Source organism: Corallococcus sp. CA049B (assembly GCF_003611685.1).
Classification (GTDB): Bacteria; Myxococcota; Myxococcia; order Myxococcales; family Myxococcaceae; genus Corallococcus; species Corallococcus coralloides.
Map to the genome: position 1 here is coordinate 15197 of NZ_RAWC01000051.1, position 19461 is coordinate 34657.

The following is a 19461-nucleotide window of genomic DNA, read 5'->3' on the forward strand; positions in this document are numbered from 1 at the left end:
GCGCCGCGAAACGTGTACGGGGGCGTCAGTCGGAGACGGCCCTCCTGGAGGAGTCACCTGCCGCGAAGGCATCAGCGCGAGGCTCCGGTGCAACGGCGCCGGCCGTGGACATCCGGAACCTGCCTGCCTGCATCCGCGAAGTGGCGCTCGCGGCGCAGGACACGGACCCGGGCCCGCCTGAGCCCACCGACTATCACCAGCTGCGCGGCCGGATCGAGGCGGCGCGGGCCACGCTGCCTCCGCTCTACCGCGACGCGGTCCTCGTGCCCTACCTGCGGACGTTGGACCAGCTCGGGCCCCAGGGGTTCGCCGACACGCTGGTGCGCGACCCACGGCGTGAGTCCGGGGCCGGGCTCCTGATGGACGCCGCACACGCCATCCTCCAGAACGGGGAGGGGTACCAGCGCATCGCCACGGATGCGTTCGAGGAGGTGGTCAGCGACCTGTACGACGGCTTCCTCAGCGCGGAGGATCGCCGGGGCGTTCATCCGCCGGACCAGGGCACCCTCGCGCCGCTGGTGAAGTGGGGGAACCCGGACTCCGGGCCGTACACGTGGCCGGTGAACGCGACCTTCTCCGTCCTGGGGCTGGAGTGCGGCATCGTCAACCTCCCGCCCTCGCAGGGCCGCGCGGGCCTGCTCGCGTGGGCCGCGCTCGGACACGAAGTCGGCGGGCACGACATCCTCCACGCCGACACCGGGCTCGCGGAGGAGCTGTCCACCGTGGTCTACGACCGCCTCCAGAAGCAGGGCCTCTCCGCCCTGGCGAACTACTGGGCCCGGCGCATCGACGAGACGGCCTCGGACGTGCTCGGCATCCTCAACATGGGGCCTGCCGCGGGCATCGGCATCATCGGGTACTTCCGGGGGCTGGACACCGCGTTTGGCGGGGCAGGGCGCCTGCGGAACGCAGGGGGGGCGTCGGATCCACACCCCGCCGACATCGTCCGGGGCTACCTCGCCGGGAGTGTCGTGAAGCGCCTGCGCTTCAGCCAGGCGGAGCCCTGGGCCCAGGTCATCTTCGACGAGGTGGACAAGGACCTGAACCCCGCGGAGCTCCGGCTGGGCACCCAGCGCGTGACGCCCGAGCAGGCGCGCCTGTCGGCGGACCTGGTCGCGGACGCCATCATGACCCATCGCGCGACGGCGCTCGAAGGGCAGTCGCTCGCGTGGATCCAGAACTGGCGGAACCATGACGAGCAGCGGGTGCAGCAACTGCGGCGCCGGCTCGCGACGGGCGTGGGCAACCTCACGGAGGAACTCTCGACCGGAATCTACGCCGCGCACGTCGTCGCGGCGGGCGTCGTCGCCGGCCTGACGGAGCAGGCCGACGTGCGCAAGATCTTCGACCGGATGGTCCGCATGCTCAAACAGATGCACGACCGGAACCCCGCCTGGGGGCCGCTGTTCGTCCGGCACCGGGGCGACGTCGTGCCGCACTTCATCTATCCCTTCCCAGCCCGGAGGACGTGAGTCGGTCCCCCCCCGCCTCCATCGTGAAAGCGCCTGGCAATCCAGCACGGGTTGCCAGGCTTCAGTGGCCCGGCTCTTCGCCAGGGCCCGGCCGGCCGTGGACCCGCCGCTTGAAGTGAATCCCCAGTAGCTGGTGCAGGATGGCGGCGCGATGAGCGCGACCCCTGCCGTGACCGAAGAGCTTCGACGCACCCTGAAGGCGCGGAGTGACCCTCGCCTCGCCGAGGCGACGCGCCGCTACTTCCCCTCGGACATCCGAGCCCTGGGGGTCCGCAACGCGGAGGTGCGGCGCATCGCCGATGCGTTCATCAAGGAGCGGGGCCTGTCGCCCGAGGACCGCCTGGCGGTGACCGAGGACCTGCTCGCCCAGGCGACCCACCACGAGGAGGTGTTGCTGGGTTTCGCCGTGGTCCGCAAGGCGGTCGGGCGCTCGTTCGACGAGTCGCTGCTGGACCGCTTCCGGTACTGGTTGGAGCACTCCGTCTGGAATTGGGCCCAGTGCGACGACCTGTGTCTGACGGTGCTCTACCCGTTCTTCCTCACCCGGACGCCCGCGCTCACCCGAATCCAGCACTGGACCGGATCCCGTTCTCCCTGGTGCCGGAGGGCGGCGAACGTCGCACTCGTGAAGTTCGTGAGCCGCGGGATTCGCTCCTCCAGGTACATGCTGCCCCGCGAGGTGATTCTCGGAAATGCACACCGGTTGCTATCGGACCCAGAGCCGTATGTGCAGAAGAGCGTGGGGTGGCTGCTGAAGGTGGCGGCGGACCACCACCGGGAGGCGGTGGTGGCGTTCATCCAGGAGAACATCTCCGGGATGCAGCGGGACACCCTGCGCTATGCCATTGAGCGGCTGGAGCCAGCGCAACGGAAGGCGCTGCTGGCGCTGGAGTGCAAGACATCCTGACCTTCCCTTCTGATACGGAGCGAGTCATGCGAAGCCTCTTCATAGCACGGGATCGACAGGTAATACCCAGACGCTGATGAAGCAGCCACAGGGGCGGGACGCGCCGCTCGCGGATGAGTCCTCCGCGAAGTTCACGGCCACCCTGGACCTCGCCGAGCCGCGGTTGGTGACCGTGGAGGTGTCCGGGCCACTTGCGCAGCGGCAGGCGCTCGCGACCAGCACGCCCCAACTCTGGCTGCTGCCCGGCAAGCACCTGGAGGGTGATGGCCTCATCCTGGAGCTGCCTGGCTTCGTGGTGGATGTGCTGATGCCATCCGCTCACGAGTTCATCAAGCTCGCGAAGGACAAGAAGCTCACCGTTCCTCTTCGCGCCAACCTCACCCTCATGTGTGGCGGCACGACGGAGCCCAAGGGACTCGGGGACTCCAGTCGGTACGAATTGCAGGCCACGGTGAAGCACAATGGAAAGCTGCTCACCCAGCCCCCCCTGAAGTACGCGATGCGCCAGGGGGCGTCGCGTCCGTGGACTGGTCCCACGGAGGCGGGCTTCTCCTGGGGCCCGGTTCAGGCGCCTGCCCTGGACTTCTCCAATGCTGGTGCAATGCGCTGCCTGGTAAAGGTGCGAATCCTGGCAATAGCGTTCACCAGACAAACAATCGTTGCTCCGTGGGTTTGGTTTGCTCTACCTTTCAAATCGTCGCTACCGGCCCGGGCGACGTCAGTTGATGGGGAGTGCGAATCATTGTTCGCCCCCGGCGGCTGTCAGCGGAATCGCCTTGTCCACCGGATACCCGGCACGCTCGGCAGCACTTACCCTTGAATGGAGATGAATCCGTGCGCGTTGTCTCGCTTCTCGCAATGTTTCCTCGTTGGCTCGCCCTGGGGCTGAGCCTCTTTGGTGCTCAGGCTCTCGCGGGCTACGCGCCCATCCCGGACGGTTACGTTCTCCTCAGCTCGGACACGACAAACCGATACGTGGTGGCGGGTGGAGCGCGGTTCTTCATCCCTCCCGCGCAGTGGAGCAATTATTCCGGCGCCAGCACGGTGGTGCTGCCCCAGGCCACCATCAACTCCTATGCGGAGATTCCCCAGGAGGGCACGCTGCTCCGCCAGCTTGGCTACGCCGCGATCTATGTCGTGGTGGGAGAGAAGTTCTGGTGGATTCCGAGTCCCACGGAGTTGGACTACTGGGATGACTGGAAGACCGTCAACAACATCCCGAACGCCGGCTGGAGTGAGGTGTTCTACAACTACTCCTACAAGGTCCTGGTCCAGGAGCGCACGGGGAGCCAGATCTATCTTTATATCGCGGGCGCCAAGTACCCCATCACCAATGCGTCAGACCTCGCCTACTACGGGGGGGCATCCAGCGTGAAGATCGTCCCCTTGGGAACGCTTGCCGATAAGACGGCCGAGCCCTGGTGTGGCGCTCTTCTGCGCGAGCGCTCGAGCAGCACCGTGTATTTTTTTGGGACCGTCTCCTCCCTCCCCGGCATTTATCGGTCGCCCGTGACCGCCACCGCGGACGGCGAGGTTCCAGATGGCGCGCTGAACTCCATCCCGGTGTTCACCCCCGGCGGGTTCCTCAGCTGCATCGGGTAGCGACACGCTTCCAAGGGGGGGCGGTGACCGCCCCCTGTCTCACGAAAGCGGCGACTCATCCGTGGCTTCTCGCAGGACCGCTTCCTGGTGAAGCCTCCGCGCGAAGAAGGACAGGATCTCGTCTCGCGCCGCGAGGGTCGGCTCTCCAGCTGCGTCGATGAGGTGCGCGGTCACGACGCTGTGCGCACCGCCGACGATCCGCTCGAAGAAGGGCGGGGGCGTGGGGTTCGCGGCCGACGACGGCAGCACCCTGGGGTGGAAGCGAGGCCCCAGCGCTTCGGCATAGGCGGCGAACCGCTGCGCCGTGCAGAAGCGATCGCCGTCGAAGCGGTACGCGAGCACCGTCAGGTCTTCACGCTCGAGTCGCTCCTTCACGGCCGCGGCTTCCTCGGGGGCGATTTGAATCGCTCCTGGGTTGTCGAGCGGCAGCGAGGGCTGGCACAGGACGGGCGCCAGCACCGCGGGCTCGAGCATCATGCTGAGCGCGAAGTTGCCGGTGAAGCACATGCCGATGGCGCCGACGCCGGGGCCTCCACATTCCTGATGCGCGAGGCTCGCGAGCGCACGCAGCCACTGCGTCACGGGGCTTGACGCATTCGCCGCGAACGCACGGAACTCCGCGCTCACGCAGGCCTTCTTCATCACGGCGAGCCCCGCCTCGGCCTGCGGGTAGGCCCCATCCCTCCCGAACAACGACGGCATGTAGACCGTGAAGCCGGCATCCCGGACCCAGCGTGCGAAGCGCGCGACGTGAGGGCTGATGCCAGGCATCTCGGCCATGACGATGACCGCGGGACCTCGGCCGGCGACGTAGACGGCGCGCGGGGTCGACTGGAGCGTGATGGTGCGTCGCTCGAAGTCATCCAGGGGATCGTCGGCGGTGGGCTCGGAGGCGGAAGGAGTCATGCCCGGACGATGCGGGAAACCCTCCCTGGTGAGCCAGTGGCGACGTTGACAGCTTTCGGTCTACCCTTGCCAGACATGATCTGGCATGTCGTCCTGGATGGCGTGGCCGAAGGGCCGCTGGGTGTCGGCCTCGACGTGATCAACACGGCCACGCGCCTGCTGGAGTCCGGCCTCGTCCCGGGCGCCCCACGCGCGAACCCGCTGCGTCAACGCGTGGTGTCGCTGGACGGCCGCCCGGTCCGCTCGGGCACGGGACGCTCTGTCTGCGTGGACGGCGCGCTCAACCTGCGAAGCGTGAAGGCGGGGGATGTGCTGCTGGTGCCCGGGCTCTCCGCGGCCAGCGAGCGCGCCGTCGAACAGCTGCTCTCCCGCGCCGACACCGCGCGCGGCATGGAATTGCTCGCGCGCGCGGCGGCGAAGGGGGCGAAGGTCGCTGCGTCGTGCTCGGCGACCTTCGTCCTGGCGGCGGCGGGGCTCCTCGAGGGACGGAACGCGACGACGACCTGGTGGCTGGTGCCCGCGTTCGTGCGCCGCTTCCCCCAGGTCACCGTCCGCGCGGACCGGATGGTCATCGAGAGTGACGGTGTCCTCACCGCGGGCTCTGCCTTCGCGCACGCCGACTTGATGCTGGCCCTCGTCGCGCGCGTCGCAAGCCCGTCACTGGCGCACCTGGTGGCTCGCTACCTCGTGCTCGACGAGCGCGTTTCGCAGTCCCGCTACATGGTGATGGAGCATCTGCGCGTCTCGGACCCGGCGCTGCGCGCGGTCGAACGGTTCATCACCGCGAACCTCGGCCGGCAGTTGACGCTGGCGGAGCTCGCCCGCGCCGCCGCCACGTCCTCGCGCACGCTCGCGCGGCGGGTCCAGGCGGGCCTGGGCATGACGCCGCTCGAGTTCGTGCAGCGGGTCCGCGTGGCGCATGCCTCCCACCTCCTGGAGACGACCCGGGACTCGGTCGATGACGTCGCCGCCCGGGTGGGCTACGCCGACGCGGCTGCCTTTCGGCGTGTGTACCGGCGTTACGCCGGCGAGAGCCCCCGCGGCAGACAGCCGAGGGGCTCCCGTCCGGGATGACCTCGTGAAGCAGTCCAAGGGCCGCCACCCGGGATGACAGTGAAATGGTCCATGCCGCGGGGCTCGCTCCCGGCCTTGGCTGGGGCCTGTCCTGCCGTGCTCGACGTCCCCGGGGTGGCTTGAGGGCTACCCGTAGGGCGTCTCTTCATGGCGCTGGAACGGGTAGGCCAGCTGGCCCAGGTAGGTCTCTGGCGGCTGGAACTTCGTGGTCCCGTACTTCGAGGGCCAGTGGGCCGGCATGTGCGCGGTGCCGAAGATGACGTCGATGAAGGACAGGAAGACGGCGAAGTTCTTGTCGATGCCTTCGTCATCGGACGTGTGGTGCCAGTGGTGGAACTCCGGCGTCGCGAAGACCCAGCGCAGGTACGGCCAGCGGTGGTTGACGTTGGCGTGGATGTACACCGCGTGGAAGGACACGAAGACGAGGTAGCCGTAGATGGCGGACGGGTGGAAGCCCAAGAGGAACACCGGCACGAAGCCCGCGAAGCGGTTGACCAGGATGTCCACCACGTGGCTGCGCGAGCTGGCCAGCCAGTCCATCTGCAGCGTGGAGTGGTGGATGGCGTGGAAGCTCCACATCCACCCGACGGTGTGGAAGGCCCGGTGCACCCAGTAGCTCACCAGGTCGATGACCAGCAGGATTTCGAAGAACTGCAGCCAGATGGGCTGCGCGGCCACGTGCGCCTGGAAGTCGAGCTTCACGGCCCAGGACAGGAACACCTGCACGGGGATGAGCACCGCGAAGGAGATGAGCTGCACGCCCACGTGGCTGACGAAGAAGTGCTTGAGGTCGGTCTGCCAGCCGGCGCGGAAGATTCGCTGCTCGTGCAGCCCCCACAGCCGCTCCATGGGGATGAACACCAGCCCGAGCACCAGCAGGTCCAACGCGAAGAAGTCCAGGCCCGCGCTCATCGCGCGCGGCGTGTGCGTCAGGGGCTCCGCCTCGCTGCCTCCCAGGAGCAGCGCCACCATCGCCAGCACCATGGCGATGCCGCCGTGCGCCTTGGAGCGCAGGGTCATCACGCTGAAGGTGCCCAGCAGGAAGGTGGCGACGATGGACACCTGGAGGATGCCCCGGAAGACCTCCAGGTGCTCCACGTAGAAGGCCCGGCCATCGTTGGACACGAGCACGTGGGGGAACAGGAAGCAGAGCTCCGCGACCACGCAGAGCACGCCCAACAACCCGCCCGTGACACCGGCGCGCTTGCCCAGGTCGATGCGCCGGGCGGGAGCAAGAAGCATTTCCAAGGAGGACCGTCCAGAAGGAGTGCGGCGAGGCATGAGCCTACACCACCCGGGTGCCGGAGCTGGGGCAGCCAGGAGGACGCACGCGTTCCTCCACCTCGCTTACGTTTCCGCGACGGGCTCCGCGGCCACCGCCCGCACGCGGCGCTGTTCGTTGTAGACGGACATCCGCAGCGTCAGCACATAGGTGACGCAGCATGCGAGGACGGCGGGCGGTCCATAGGCGGAGCCGAACACCTCCAGCACCAGGGCAATGGCCGCCAGGGGCACGCCGACCACCGCCACCAGCGCGGAGGCGATGCCGACCACCACGAACACCGTCACGTCCGCGGGCCCCGTGCCCGTCAGCGACGCGAGGAGCTGCGCCGTGGCCGCGCCCGAAACGCCCCCCAGCACCATGGAGGGAATGAGCATGCCCGCCGACCCGCCCGACTGCACCGTGAAGCTGGTCGTGAGCAGCTTTCCGCCCACGATGAGCAGCAGGTACCACCACAGCGACAGCGTCCCAGCCGCGCCCGTGAGCAACCGGGCGATGGTGTACTCCCCCATGCCCAGCACGTGCCGGAAGTCCATGCCCACACCGTAGTAGAGGCCCCCGGCCACCCCGACGGTGCACAGCGCGCCCATGGCGCCGCGCAGCAGGGGACTGGCGCGCTCCACCACCTTGCGCGTGTGCTGCATCGACAGGCCGAACAGCAGCGCGATGGGCGCGGACACCGCCACGGCCACCAGCGCGGTGAGCCCGTACTCCCCCAGCGTGTACGTGTGCGCGTGCGGCGGTGCCACGAAGATGGGCTTGAAGCCGAGGAACCGGTTGTTGAGCGCGTACGCGATGATTCCGGCCAGCAGGCAATACGCCAGCTTCCGGTAGACGATGCGGTTGCCGTAGACGACCTCCAGCGCGAAGAGCGCCGCGGCGAACGGCGCGTTGAGCAGCGTCCCCACCGCCGCGGCGATGCCCGCCAACTGGCAGGTGCGCAGCGTGTGCTCGGAGCGGGCGCGCGTCAGGCGGGCCACGCCCGCGCCCAGGGACTCGCCCACCAGCACCACGGGACCCTCCAGCCCCCCTGACGCGCCGGAGCCCAGCGTCAGAAGCGTGGCCACCGCCTTGCGCAAGGCGAGCCGGAGGGCGGGCCGCGAGTAGCGCGGGCTCGGGTCGTCCGCCGAGTCCTCGTAGGTGATGTGGTAGTTGTGGAGCGCGACATTCACCCCGTCCGAGGCCACGTCGCTCCAGCCGGGCCGGCGGTTGAGGACGCCTCTCAGCAGCCCGCCCAGCAGCAGCACGCCCGCGAGCACCAACGGTGCCCACCAGACGCTCTGCCCGGAGGCGAACGCCAGCAGCGCGTCGCTGGTGGCATGGACGCCATACCGCAACGCCGAGCACACCCCCCAGATGAGCACCGTGCTCAGCACCACCCGGCCCACCGTGCGGAGCACCGTGTCCCAGGAGTCGTGGAGGGCACGCTGCTCTTCATCCAGGGGTTCGCGACGTCCAGCCATGGAGCGGGAGGCTACGTCGTTTGAGGCCAAAGTAAATGGGCTCGGCCGCCCCGGGTCCAGGGCGTCTTCAGCGGAGCTCCTCTTCCAGGAGGGCCCAATGCGCATCCACCCAGTCGTGGAGGTACCGCACCTCCTCCTCGAAGCCGAGGATGTCGGCGCGCTGGTTCCAGCGCGGGAAGTGGCGATAGGCCTCGCCCCAGTGGGCTTCATCCTTTCGTGCCGCGCGGTCGACCTCGGCGGCATAGGTGTCGATGAGCCCCTGGACGACGTCCCGGTGGAGGGTGGTGTGCAGCAGCGTGTGGAGGCGCTCGCGGAGGGGCTGGCGGATGGCGGGGTCTTCCAGCATCCGGGCGAACAGGCGGTTGTCCTCGGTGAAGGAGTCCATCACGTCCGGGGCCTGCCGCGTGGTGTCCCAGTTCTGCCCGAAGCTCGCGTCCAGGTCCCAGGGGATGTAGCGCCAGCGCCGCGCTGGGCCTTGCGCGCGGAAGTGGCAGGCGTTCTTCGTCACGGAGTCGGACAGGGCCGCCAGGCGGGCGAAAATCCACCAGTCCTCGTAGTCCTCCACCTGCATCCATGCGCCGCGCTCCGTGCGGAAGCGCACCGCGTGGGAGTCCGCCACGAAGGCGGTGAGTTGCTCGATGCTGGCGTAGGCCCCGTCTCCCTCCTCGGGTTCGCCCTCCTTCTTCTCGTAGCCCAGACGCAGTGAGGCCTTGGGCCTGCCGGACGCGTCTCGCCAGGAGAAGTTGGCGTCGGAGTCCACGGCCTTGAAGAGCTCTCCCTGGACATCCATTCCCTGCGCGGAGAGCGAATGCCGGTCGACGTGGTCCGCCACCGTGTAGAGCCCGTGATAGCGCCCGTTCAGATAGACGACCGCGCTGAAGGTCTTCACCTGGAGGTGGCCGGGAGACATGCGGCTCCACAAGGTGAAGCCCAGCCTCGCGCGAAGGTATGAGTTGTCATTGAAGGGGCTGATCAACACCACCTTGCGTCGGCCGGTGAAGCCAGCCGCGAGCAGGGGCTCGTCGAAGGTCTGCCCGCCGAGGAAGTCGAGCGTGAAGCTTCGCTTGGGAAAGACCTTGGACGTCGCGCCGCGATGCCGGGCCCGGGCGACGTAGCAGCGTCCGCGATAGAAGACGCGCGCCGACTGGTAGTCGTCGTCATCCGGCAGTGAGCCCGCCACGTAGAGGTGGAGCACCGGCAGGCCATCCTCCTCGACGTAGGCGCGAGGATCCTGTCCGTGCTCGCGAGCCGCGTCTTCTCGGGCGGTGTCCCCCGTTCCGGTGCATTCGGGAACGGGCAGGTCCCAGGGACTCTGGGGCCGGCAGCCAGAGGCCGCCATTCCCAGCACCAGCAGGGCCAGGGCGACGTGCGGTGACCCTCGCCTCGTTCGTCCCATTTCCTTCCTCCACGCCATGACGCGGGTCATGCGTTCGTTCCCATACCTCTCCCCGGCTGGCGGCGGGCCCTGTCTCCGGGGCCGAGGTGCGTGTCGCCTACAGGCGGAATGGGGGCCGTGGTCGAGGGGGAGGCGCGGGGCGCGCTCCTTGCCGGGGCAGGTGTGTGCCCACTACCGTGGACGCATGAAGACCGTGCATGAATGGAAGGTAACGATGCGGGCCGCGCTGAAGGAGGCCCTGCGCGCTCGAAACGCTCCCGCCTCGGCGGTGCTTCGGGAAACACTCGCCGCCATCGACAATGCCGAGGCGCCTGACATGAGCGTCGCCCCAGTCTCGGTCGGTGGCGGCATCGCTGGCAGCGCGGGGGGACTCGGAAGTGGAGAGGTGGCCCGGTTGCTGTTGTCGCCGGAGGCGGTGGAGGCCCTCATCCAGCGTGAACTCCAGGAGCGTCGCGACGCGGTGGAGCTCTACACCCGGCTCGGCAAGCTCGAAGAGGCCCGGACGCTTCAGGCGCAAGTGGATGTGCTTCTGGCGCTTTGAGGGCGGTCAGTAGTCCTCGTCCTCGTCCTCGTCGTCCCAGTCCTCGTCCTCGTCGATGGCATCTCCCTCGAAGTCCGTCTTCGCATAGCAGTCGTCAGCCCAGTGGCCGGACCGCCCGCAGCGGAAGCAGGCATCGGGATCATCGTGGTGAACGCGGTCGTGGATGCTGTCCTTGAGCACAACGAGATTCCGGGAGCGGTTGTCCTCCTTGTCACCGTTGATGTGGTGGACCTCTTCGCCGGGGACGGGCTCGCGTCCGATCTTCTTCTCAGCGACCCGGCGGTGCGTGAATACCCAACGCTCCTCATCCTTGTCCCAAAACTGCTTGTAGCCGCTGGAATTGACCCGAGTCTTCAGCTTTCCTGCCATCGTTCCCTCATCGCGCGAGGCTCGGGCCAAGCTCACTTCAGGTCTTTCGTTCTTGCAAGGCCCCCATCTCGTCGAGCGGACGGGGCAAGGCAGACCGAGCCTCCTGGGACTCATATCCCATGCGAGACGATGGGCAGGTCGGTCAGTGCGAGCTGGATGCACCCTGCAATCCCACCTGCTGGGGCGTGGAGAGCGCCTATCCCGTCCACAGCGACTACTTCTACTGTACGTGTTGCCCTTGAGGCCCTCGCTCCCGCCGTACAGCGCGGGAGCGACGAAGTCGGGCGCGGCCAGCGAGGGCGCGCCCGGCCGCGGGCACTACTCAGGCACGTCCCAGGGGAAGCGGGTTGCCAGCCTTCCGCGTGGTAACAGATTCCTTGCTTGTGGCCACAGCGCAGCTGAAGCCAATTTGCGCCTTATGTCCCGAAGGTGCGCATCAGCTCCAGTAGGCGTAGGACCTCCCTGGTCCTGGCGGTGTTTGAAAGAAAGTCCATGCTGAAGGAGGTGCATCCACTTGAGGTTGTAGGGGGACCCCATGGCATTGAGGAAGACCCATCAGGGCGCCGCCAAGAGCGAAGCAAATCAGCTCTCCAGAAGAACCAATGCCGCCGAGCCCAATGCCGTCAAGAACCATCAGCCCGCAAAGGACTTTCGTCAGCTTATCGGGCTTGTTCGCGCGACGGAGGAGCAACTCATCGCGAATGGGTATGACGATGTGGAGGAACGCATCCACGTCATTCGTGGCATCTACTATGGGACCACATGGAGCGCGGACTATCAGGGGGAGAAGAGCCTGGTTCGCAACCTGGGCTTCCAGACATACACAAACTCCTCTGTGCCTGACGATCCCCGGCCCTTCTTGAAAAACAACCTGTTTGAGTCGATGCGACAGAGTCGCGACGTGCAGGAAGGGGATCGGTATGTCGACTTCAGTCATCTTATCATTGGCATGGATGCGCGAAGGAGTCGCATTGCACGCAACATGGCAGTTCCAATGCAAGGAGGTACTGGGTTGGAGTTGAGCACGTGGCTTGGCGACCTGGGAGGGGCTGCGGGCATGCTCGCCAGGGACAGGTCGACTTCGCCCAGCAGTTCCGTGCTGAAGCGATTCATCGGGCTTGATTTTGGAGGCTCCAACAACCTGGAAGGGGACGTCGCCGGATACGTCGTTGCGCGGGACAAGAGCGATGACAAAGGGTCCAGTGCTCTGGATATATCCAAGGGGAAATGGGTCGCGGATGCCCTTGAGGAATACATGTCGCCTGGGCGCCCTGGCTCTGAATGGAAGGACCGTTGCACCGTGTTCCTGAAAATGATGGGTGGAGAGTTCAAGGGCTACAAACTCGGCAACCGCGATGCGTTGATTGCCAGGTTGGCCGTCCAAATTGCGGAATTTGGCAGCGTCTACCTGCTGAATCGCTTGCGGCAGAAGAACCAGCTTACGGCAAGCCTGCTTGAAGCTTCGTATCTCCACCTCGTGGGCGCGGCCATGGAGGTGGCTCAGGTCTTTGTCAGCGCCCTCGTCTATAGCCACGAACATCAAGGTGGGCGTCTGCAGGCGCGCCCTCCGGCGCCTCCCGTGACTCCCAAGGCCCAGCAAGTGACGGTGGGCAGCACCCTCCTGAGTACCATCAAGTCCAAGGAGAACGTGGAGAAGGGCGCGAAGAAGATCGAGAAGGACCTCCAAGAAGTGGAGCACTGGCTGAAGAAGCACCTCGGTTTCTGAGGGTTGGGTTGATAGGCTCAGCCTTCTCCTGGTACGCGCGAAAAGTCGGAGGAAGCAATGAGATCCACCAGCGGAATCCTGGTTCTGACGCTCGGAATGGTGGGGTCCGCTGTTGCGTATTGGTGGATGGGGCTGATTCTTCTTTTCGTTGGCGAGGCCCTGGGCGTCTTGACGGACCGGGCGTTTGTCGAGGGGCTGTTCGCCATGGGGGCAATCGCGGGGGGCACCGCGGGCCTTCTCGCGGGGAGCACGGGCCTGATGGGAGTCCGCGCATTGGCCGTCCGCCCACAGCGAGCACTCCCGGTGTTCCTGTTCATCTGGGGCGCTTGGATGCTCCTGGGCGCCATGAGCTCCGCCTTCCTTCGGAACGCGCTATCACCGCTCGCGGCCGCGAGCCTCCTGGGTGTCTGTCATCTGGCCGCGTGCGGGCTCTATCTCGTGACGGAGCGATTGAGGACCCGGTAGCCACGGAGGTACTCGACACCGAGGGGGCGCACGGGCTGCAACGCCAACACGGACGGCACGAAGTCCGGCGCGGCCAGCCGCAAAAGCCCCAGCCCTATTCCGGACAGCCCCAGCATCAGCCCCGGCGCCTCGGTGAACCGGGGCAGGCCGCAGCGCCATGCTCCGCCCTGGCCCTGCGCCAGCACCCGCGCGGCCCGTGAGTACGCGGCCTCTTTCCAGGCCGCGTCTCCCAGCACCTCTCCCGCCAGGTGCAGCACCTCCAGGTTGCCCACGTCTCCGTGGCACAGGCAGTGGCTGCCGCCGAAGCCCTCCCGCTGCACGGTGGCGAGCCCTGCGTGCAGCTCGTCGCGCAGCCGCGCATCGTCCAGGTGGCGCAGTGACAGCAGTCGCGCCAGGACGCCGCCCGCGGCCCCGTTGCACCAGGCCGTCATGAAGCCGCCGGGCACCAGCGGCTCGCCTTCCTTCGACGTGCGCACATCCTTCCAGTTGCCGCGCTCCGGGGCGAACAGGGCCCGCTCGAAAACCAATCCCTGACGTGCGGCCTCCCGGTAGCGCTCGTCGCCGGTGAGCGTGGCCAATTCCAGCAGGGCCCAGACGAAGCCGGCCGCGCCGTGGGCCAGGCCCGTGAGCGCGCGTCCGGCCGCGGGCACCACCCAGGCGCGTCCTCCGTGCTCGGAGTCGCTCGCTGTCTGGAGCATCCGCTCCCCGCACCTGCGCGCCAGCCGGAGCGCCTCCTCGCTGCCGGTCTGCTGGTGGAGCCGCGTCAGCACCAGCGCGGTCCCCGCGACGCCCGTGACCAGGTCCAGCGCCGTGTCCGCGTCGATCTTCGCCTCCAGCGAGCCCAGGCCGGCGTGGACTTCATCCAGCAGCGCGGCGTCGCCCAGGGCCACGGCCAGGTGGCCGAGGACGTAGACGTTCGCCGCGCGCCCCGAGAACGCCCCCACGCCGGAGGGGTCCTGGGACTCGGGCGCGCGCCACTGCTCGCGCACCGGCACCGCCGCCCTGCGCGCCAGCGTCGCGAAGTCCTCCCGGCCCGTCACCGCCGCCAGGTAGCCGAGGAAGAGCGCCACGCCCCCCACGCCGTCGAAGAGGTCCGTGCGCAGGGGAGAGAGCCCCCAGCGACGGCGCTCCAGGTCCTGGAGCCCCACGCCAATCCAGCCGACGTCGTGGGCACCCTGGATGGCGCGGGCCGCCAGCAGCTCGCCCAACTGGACCGCTCCGGCCAGGCACGCCGCGGGCGTCGCGGGCGGGGGCAGGGCCTCCCCGGCGGCGGTCACCGGCGCGCGGGGCGCCACGGTCTCCTGCTCGCGCTCGAGCGTCACCAGGGACTGGCGGATCAGCGCCACCTGGTCGGCGCAGTCCTCGGGGCCCAGGTCCTCCAGCAATTGGAGCGAGCCCTCCAGGCCGGCGCGCGGCAGGTGATCCGGGATGCAGCGGCCCCGGCTGTCCCAGACGTGGCGGGAGCCGGGCCGCGCGGTGAAGACGGGCACGTCGCCCAGCAGGAGGTCCTCGTGCTCTGAGTGCGTCAGCCGCGCCAGCGAAGGACGCACGCGGACCTCCGCCCACAGCTTGTCGAGCAGCTGGTCCCGGTCGAGCGCATCGCGCAGGAAGTCCGGGTGCAGGCCCTCCTGGAGGAGGAAGCCGTAGCGCATCGTCGCCCGGGCGATGTGGCGTACCTCCACGTCCCGGAGCCCCTCGAGCGTTCGCGCCACCTCCTCGCGGTGCTGGAGCAGCAGCCCGTACGTCTCCTGGAAGCCCTCCTCGATGCACGCGCCGAACGCCGTGACGTCCACGGGCCGGCCCTCGAGCAGCGGGCGGTTGTGGGCCCCCGCGGTGGTCGGCTGCCGGCGGACGACGTGCAGGGTGTCCCGGGCGCGGTCCTCCAGCGTGGGCGTGGCGTGGGGGAAGAGCTGGCCGGCCTCGCCGCCCAGACCGCTCAGCTCCACTCCGGCCCGGCCCTCCCTGCCGAACATGAGCGTGGGCAGCAGGCCGCTGCTGATCACGGACCGCTCCAGGAAGCGCGCGGCGCGGGACGCCGCCGAGTCATCAGCGCGTGGGGCGGGCAGCTGGTGGAAGAGCCCCTCCAGGTCCACCAGGACAGGGAACTCCCCGGCGGCGAGGAGGTTGCCGGAGTGCAGGTCCACCCCGCGCAGCAGGTACAGCAGCGCCAGGTGGCTGCCCTGCCGCCAGTAGAAGCGCGCCACGGCCTCGCGGTCGTCGCACCCGCCGGTCTCGACGTGCTCCACCCAGCCATGCGACGCGCGCGTCAGCACCTTCAGCCGGCGATGCGGATGGCGCAGGCCCCAGCGCTCCAGCTGCGCCAGCAGGTCCTGATAGCGCGCCTCGACCTCCAGCGACCGCGGCTTGTAGACGACCCGCAAGCCAGAGCGGAAGGTCAGCAGCGCCACGCTGCGGCCCTCGCGGTGCAGGTCTCCCGCGCCAGTGCGCGCCTCCACGAGCGGCCCTGGATCCACCCCCGCGCCGAGCACGGCGACCAGGGCCTCTCGGTCCTCCGCCAGGTGCGTCAGCAGCTCCAGGCTCGTCCGGCTCCAGCGGTCCAGGGCCGTCACCAGGAGCCGCGCCAGCACCGGGTACTCCTCCAGGAACGCGGCGAGCCGGCCTGGGGCTTCCAGGTGGCGCAGGGCGAAGTGCTCGAAGCGCGACTGGGGCGTTTCGCCCTGAAGCTCTCCGCTCAGCCGGGCCACGTTGAGCTCCAGCACCAGCGACCGGGTCGCGGTCTGTATCAACCGCTGCTCCAGCGCGTCCACGAGCCAGGCTTCGGCGCGCGCGTCCAGCAACGCGTCGGGGGCGCACCCGGTCCGGGCGGCCAAGGCCTCCACGCCGGCCCGCAGCCGACGCAATCCCAGTTGGAGGAACCGGCGCGTCAGGGCCGGCACGCGCATCCGTGGACCCGAGTCCACGGGAGAGGGGAGGGCGACGCCGGCCGCGCGGTCCGACAGCACTTCTTCCAGGAGCGGCAGCCACGTCAGCGCTTCCGGCCGCGGGGCGCTCCCGGCGAGCCTGCGCACGAAGGCCGCCGCGTCCAGCCCCACGGCGCGAAGCCGCTCGTCGAAGGACGCCTCATCCCCCAGCGTGCTGCGCCGCCACTTCTGGAGGCGCGACCCGGCCTGCTGGAGCGCCGGGGCGGAAGGATCCTCTCCCGCGGCCTCCCGCTCATGGAGGAAGGCAGCCCGCTCCCACGCACCCATCTTCGAGCCCTCTCGCATGCGCGCCCTGCACGTCCGTCTGGACTTGGAAAAAGACAGGCGCGAGAGCCGGAGCCCCCGCGCCTCGGGTGGTACGGGACGACTCCCCGTGGGAGCCGCCCGTCACACACCGTCCATCAGCACACGAACGTCAGGTTGGTGCAGATGTACTCACAGGAGTTGGTGGCGGTGAAGCCGATGTCGATCTTGCCGCCGACCACGTCCATCAGCTCGGTCTCGCTCATCTCGTTCACCGTCGTGCCGGAGGGGTTCGCGGGCAGCTGGGCGCGCTGCTCGGCGGTGAGGCTCTCGCGGAACGACGGGTCCTTCCAGGCGCGGATGATCATGTCGGGGGTCATCATGTGGGGCCGCCTCCTTTTTGACGGCGCTCTCAGGCTAGCCCGCGAACTCCGGCTGCTTCAAACGTCCGCGGTCTTTTCATGTATCACCGGGTGATGCCGGTGTGAGTCGCGGGCGCCCCATTTCCCCTGGCGCGTGGGGGAGGACCTCACGCGGGGTGAAGGGTCCCGCGCCGAGAAGCCTTCAGGACTCCGTCTCGGGTGGGGCTTCGGGGGCCTTCCGCATCGACTCCCGTGCGCGAGCACGCTCTTCCCGCTGCTTCTCGACCAGCGCTCGCGCCTTCTCCTTTTGAGGCTCCTCCAGGAGGGCTTCGACCTCGCGGTATGCCACCGTCTCGTTGTCCTCCATCGCCTGGAGCAGGAGCTGTTGCCGCTTCAGCGCTTCTTCGCTCAAGGGGGCGGGAGGCTGGGCCGGAGGCCTGTACGGAGGCCGGCCGCCCCGTCCCGCGGGGCCGACCCTGACAGGCATGGTTCCCGGCGGCGGATTGTTTCCCATGGGAGGGGTCCAGATGGCCCGGAGTTCTTCACGCAGGGGCTTGTTGGTCACGGCCAGCGCCTCGTCCCGCTGGCCTATCTTGATCAACTGGTCGGTGCTCAGCCCCAGCTCCTGGTAGTTCTCGAGCAGCAGCGCGAGGGGCGACTCGAAGAGGATCCGGGGGGGCGGCTGCCTTCGCTGTTCCACCGGAGGGGCTGATGCGCAGGCCGTAACGAGAGCCACCAGCAACCACCACGGCACGAGCTGACGCTGCGACATCGGTCCTCCTTGGGGCGTGTGCCTTCTCTCTATGCTGATATCGCGTCCCACAGAAGGCCCAGGAGGTCCTGGTGCCAGGAACACTGACGTAGAGTGCACGAGTGATGTCTCAGCCTGACGACTCCGCCGGCCTGAATGATGGCTACGTGTACCGCGAGCGGATCGGCGCCGCCTCCGTGGGGCGCACCGCGCTTGCCCACCTGACAGGCACGTACCGGCACTCCACCGAGGAGCAGTGGCGTGCGCGCTTCGTGCGCGGCGAGGTGCGGCTGGACGGCGTCATCGCGACCGGCGACGAGGTGCTGCAAGCCCACCAGGAGCTCTGCTGGCACCGGCCACCCTGGCGGGAGCGGGAGACGCCCGACAGCTTCGAGCTGGTGTACGAGGACGCTTCGCTGCTCGCGGTCATCAAGCCGAGCGGGCTGCCGACGCTGCCCTCCGGTGGCTTCCTCAAGAACACGCTGCTCTCGTTCGTGCGGCTGCGTTGGCCGGAGGCGTCCGCGCTGCACCGGTTGGGGCGGGCGACCTCCGGGCTGGTGCTCTTCTCCCGCACGCAGGAAGCCGCCGCGAAGCTCTCCGGCAACTGGCGCGAGGGCGACGTGGAGAAGCGCTACCGGGCGCTGTCGGACGGGGTCGCGGCGCAGGCGGCCTATGACATCCACACGCCCATCGGGCTGGTGCCCCACCCCCTGCTGGGGTCGGTGCACGGGGCGAGCGCGAAGGGCAAGCCGTCACACAGCTGCGCGGAGGTCCTGGAGCGGCGTGAAGGGCAGACCCTCTTCGAGGTGCGCATCCACACGGGCCGCCCCGAGCAGATCCGCATCCACCTGGCGTCCATCGGCCATCCGCTCACGGGGGATCCGATGTTCGCCGCGGGAGGTCTGCCCCGCGAGCACGAGCCCGGGCTGCCTGGAGATGGCGGCTACCTGCTCCACGCGGAGACGCTCGCGTTCACGCACCCGCTCACGGCGGAGCGCCTGCGGCTGCACGCCCCACCTCCGGCCGGGTTGAGGATGGCGTCGGAAGCCTGAGCCCCGACACGCAATGGCCTCAGTAGGAGCCCCACCGCGTAGGCAGCGGCCCACTCCATTGGGTCTTGAGCCCCGGCGTCGTCAGCGGCGCGGTGCCATTGATGCGCATGACGCTGGTGCTCGCATTGTTGAGGCCGGACCAGTCCGCGGCGATGTTGCGGCAGTAGCGGTCCTTCGCGAACCCGGTGGTCATGTCGTGGATGCAGGGCGTGGCATCCCAGACGCGGTCGGCTTGCAGGCGCTGGACGGCGGCGACGATGTTGGAGGGCATCTCCCCGGAGGCCCGGACGAAGGGAACGCCATCGACAGGCACGCCCTTCGACGACAGCAGTTCAAGCACCTTGCCGGAGTAGCTCAGCGTGCCAGGCATGCTGAAGTCCCAGGCGCTGGCGCTGAAGGGCTGAGTCTGTCCACAGGAGGCCGGGTCGCCGGGAGCGTCGGTGCAGGAGCCTCCGAGGTGAAGCACCAGCACGGCGCCCGTCTCCACCGTGTAGCCCTGGGGGAAGGTGAAGGCGAAGTCGGAGTTGGTGAGCTCCTGGAGGGAGATGCCGGTCAGCGTCCCGCCGGTGACGGCCACCAGTTCGATGAGGTCCTGCGGGGCGTCTGGATTGATCTCGGTGATGCGAAGCGAGGCTTCCGGCGGGGGCCCACCGCCATCCAGGGAGCCCGCGTCGCCAGCGCCTGCGTCCTCGGTACCCGCGTCGGGAGTGCTCGCGTCCACGCCCGAGTCACCCGCGCCTGCGTCTGGCGAGGACGCTTGAACGCAGCGCTCTTCAACGCAGACGATGTCGGGGCCCCGGGACGCACAATCCGGCGTGTCCGTGCACTCAGGGTTGGAGCAGGCGGAGACGAGCGGGAGCAGGGCAAGGGCTGCGAGTCGCGGGCGGATCATGGGGAGGACCTGGAGG

17 protein-coding genes are annotated in these 19461 nt (G+C 68.6%); 8 read left to right on the forward strand and 9 right to left on the reverse strand.

Annotated features, from left to right (window positions below; genetic code table 11):
* Positions 1-104 precede the first annotated feature (104 nt).
* The 4 genes from D7W82_RS14310 (at position 105) to D7W82_RS14325 (ending at position 3981) form a co-directional block, all read left to right on the forward strand.
* Positions 105-1472 (forward strand): hypothetical protein, encoded by a 1368-nt coding sequence (locus D7W82_RS14310; RefSeq protein ID WP_233587547.1) that lies wholly within the window; start codon positions 105-107, stop codon positions 1470-1472.
* Positions 1473-1623: 151 nt separating this feature from the next.
* On the forward strand, positions 1624-2379 hold the full coding sequence (locus D7W82_RS14315) for a DNA alkylation repair protein (protein ID WP_147439337.1): 756 nt from the start codon (positions 1624-1626) through the stop codon (positions 2377-2379).
* Between the two features lie 76 nt (positions 2380-2455).
* A complete protein-coding gene (locus D7W82_RS41515) occupies positions 2456-3199 on the forward strand; it encodes a hypothetical protein (RefSeq protein ID WP_233587549.1) in 744 nt (247 codons plus the stop codon).
* 14 nt (positions 3200-3213) lie between these two features.
* Complete coding sequence (locus D7W82_RS14325; protein WP_120618889.1) at positions 3214-3981, forward strand: hypothetical protein; 768 nt, start codon at positions 3214-3216, stop codon at positions 3979-3981.
* A 39-nt stretch (positions 3982-4020) separates the two neighbouring features.
* Here the strand turns inward: D7W82_RS14325 and D7W82_RS14330 are convergent, their stop codons facing one another.
* Complete coding sequence (locus D7W82_RS14330) at positions 4021-4887, reverse strand: dienelactone hydrolase family protein (RefSeq protein ID WP_120618890.1); 867 nt, start codon at positions 4885-4887, stop codon at positions 4021-4023.
* A gap of 75 nt (positions 4888-4962) precedes the next feature.
* On the opposite strand from D7W82_RS14330, the gene D7W82_RS14335 reads away from it, so the two are divergent.
* Entirely contained in the window at positions 4963-5961 is a 999-nt protein-coding gene (locus D7W82_RS14335) for a GlxA family transcriptional regulator (protein WP_120618891.1), read from the forward strand.
* A 126-nt stretch (positions 5962-6087) separates the two neighbouring features.
* Here the strand turns inward: D7W82_RS14335 and D7W82_RS14340 are convergent, their stop codons facing one another.
* The 3 genes from D7W82_RS14340 to D7W82_RS14350 form a co-directional block, all read right to left on the reverse strand.
* On the reverse strand, positions 6088-7203 hold the full coding sequence (locus tag D7W82_RS14340) for a sterol desaturase family protein (RefSeq protein ID WP_233587561.1): 1116 nt from the start codon (positions 7201-7203) through the stop codon (positions 6088-6090).
* A 105-nt stretch (positions 7204-7308) separates the two neighbouring features.
* The gene (locus D7W82_RS14345; RefSeq protein ID WP_120618893.1) at positions 7309-8706 is read right to left on the reverse strand and encodes a chloride channel protein; all 1398 of its coding nucleotides are present in this window, start codon (positions 8704-8706) and stop codon (positions 7309-7311) included.
* Positions 8707-8773: 67 nt separating this feature from the next.
* Positions 8774-10102 (reverse strand): CotH kinase family protein, encoded by a 1329-nt coding sequence (locus D7W82_RS14350; RefSeq protein WP_158617664.1) that lies wholly within the window; start codon positions 10100-10102, stop codon positions 8774-8776.
* A 184-nt stretch (positions 10103-10286) separates the two neighbouring features.
* Between D7W82_RS14350 and D7W82_RS14355 the strand changes: the two genes are divergently transcribed.
* On the forward strand, positions 10287-10643 hold the full coding sequence (locus D7W82_RS14355; RefSeq protein WP_120618895.1) for a hypothetical protein: 357 nt from the start codon (positions 10287-10289) through the stop codon (positions 10641-10643).
* A 6-nt stretch (positions 10644-10649) separates the two neighbouring features.
* Here D7W82_RS14355 and D7W82_RS14360 read toward each other — a convergent pair whose 3' ends face one another.
* Positions 10650-11012, reverse strand: a complete 363-nt coding sequence (locus tag D7W82_RS14360; protein WP_120618896.1) for an HNH endonuclease — start codon at positions 11010-11012, stop codon at positions 10650-10652.
* Between the two features lie 535 nt (positions 11013-11547).
* Here D7W82_RS14360 and D7W82_RS41520 point away from each other — a divergent pair.
* Positions 11548-12738: a hypothetical protein gene (locus D7W82_RS41520; protein ID WP_233587552.1), complete on the forward strand. Its 1191-nt coding sequence runs from the start codon at positions 11548-11550 to the stop codon at positions 12736-12738.
* Positions 12739-13169: 431 nt separating this feature from the next.
* Here D7W82_RS41520 and D7W82_RS14375 read toward each other — a convergent pair whose 3' ends face one another.
* The 3 genes from D7W82_RS14375 to D7W82_RS14385 form a co-directional block, all read right to left on the reverse strand.
* The gene (locus D7W82_RS14375) at positions 13170-16430 is read right to left on the reverse strand and encodes a type 2 lanthipeptide synthetase LanM family protein (protein ID WP_120618898.1); all 3261 of its coding nucleotides are present in this window, start codon (positions 16428-16430) and stop codon (positions 13170-13172) included.
* 116 nt (positions 16431-16546) lie between these two features.
* Entirely contained in the window at positions 16547-16771 is a 225-nt protein-coding gene (locus tag D7W82_RS14380) for a mersacidin/lichenicidin family type 2 lantibiotic (protein WP_199727750.1), read from the reverse strand.
* 181 nt (positions 16772-16952) lie between these two features.
* Entirely contained in the window at positions 16953-17450 is a 498-nt protein-coding gene (locus D7W82_RS14385) for a hypothetical protein (protein WP_147439338.1), read from the reverse strand.
* Between the two features lie 176 nt (positions 17451-17626).
* Here D7W82_RS14385 and D7W82_RS14390 point away from each other — a divergent pair, with 176 nt between their 5' ends.
* A complete protein-coding gene (locus tag D7W82_RS14390; RefSeq protein ID WP_120618900.1) occupies positions 17627-18553 on the forward strand; it encodes an RluA family pseudouridine synthase in 927 nt (308 codons plus the stop codon).
* 19 nt (positions 18554-18572) lie between these two features.
* Here the strand turns inward: D7W82_RS14390 and D7W82_RS14395 are convergent, their stop codons facing one another.
* A complete protein-coding gene (locus D7W82_RS14395) occupies positions 18573-19445 on the reverse strand; it encodes a hypothetical protein (protein ID WP_120618901.1) in 873 nt (290 codons plus the stop codon).
* Positions 19446-19461: the final 16 nt, after the last annotated feature.

Bases quoted from the DNA above. Each gene is read 5' to 3' on its own strand.
- D7W82_RS14355 (WP_120618895.1), top strand. From the start codon at position 10,287: ATGAAGACCGTGCATGAATGGAAGGTAACGATGCGGGCCGCGCTGAAG.
- D7W82_RS14335 (WP_120618891.1), top strand. From the start codon at position 4,963: ATGATCTGGCATGTCGTCCTGGATGGCGTGGCCGAAGGGCCGCTGGGT.
- D7W82_RS14350 (WP_158617664.1), bottom strand. From the start codon at position 10,102: ATGGGACGAACGAGGCGAGGGTCACCGCACGTCGCCCTGGCCCTGCTG.
- D7W82_RS14375 (WP_120618898.1), bottom strand. From the start codon at position 16,430: ATGCGAGAGGGCTCGAAGATGGGTGCGTGGGAGCGGGCTGCCTTCCTC.
- D7W82_RS14380 (WP_199727750.1), bottom strand. From the start codon at position 16,771: ATGATGACCCCCGACATGATCATCCGCGCCTGGAAGGACCCGTCGTTC.
- D7W82_RS14345 (WP_120618893.1), bottom strand. From the start codon at position 8,706: ATGGCTGGACGTCGCGAACCCCTGGATGAAGAGCAGCGTGCCCTCCAC.
- D7W82_RS41515 (WP_233587549.1), top strand. From the start codon at position 2,456: ATGAAGCAGCCACAGGGGCGGGACGCGCCGCTCGCGGATGAGTCCTCC.
- D7W82_RS14330 (WP_120618890.1), bottom strand. From the start codon at position 4,887: ATGACTCCTTCCGCCTCCGAGCCCACCGCCGACGATCCCCTGGATGAC.
- D7W82_RS14340 (WP_233587561.1), bottom strand. From the start codon at position 7,203: ATGCTTCTTGCTCCCGCCCGGCGCATCGACCTGGGCAAGCGCGCCGGT.
- D7W82_RS14315 (WP_147439337.1), top strand. From the start codon at position 1,624: ATGAGCGCGACCCCTGCCGTGACCGAAGAGCTTCGACGCACCCTGAAG.
- D7W82_RS14360 (WP_120618896.1), bottom strand. From the start codon at position 11,012: ATGGCAGGAAAGCTGAAGACTCGGGTCAATTCCAGCGGCTACAAGCAG.
- D7W82_RS14390 (WP_120618900.1), top strand. From the start codon at position 17,627: ATGTCTCAGCCTGACGACTCCGCCGGCCTGAATGATGGCTACGTGTAC.
- D7W82_RS14395 (WP_120618901.1), bottom strand. From the start codon at position 19,445: ATGATCCGCCCGCGACTCGCAGCCCTTGCCCTGCTCCCGCTCGTCTCC.
- D7W82_RS41520 (WP_233587552.1), top strand. From the start codon at position 11,548: ATGGCATTGAGGAAGACCCATCAGGGCGCCGCCAAGAGCGAAGCAAAT.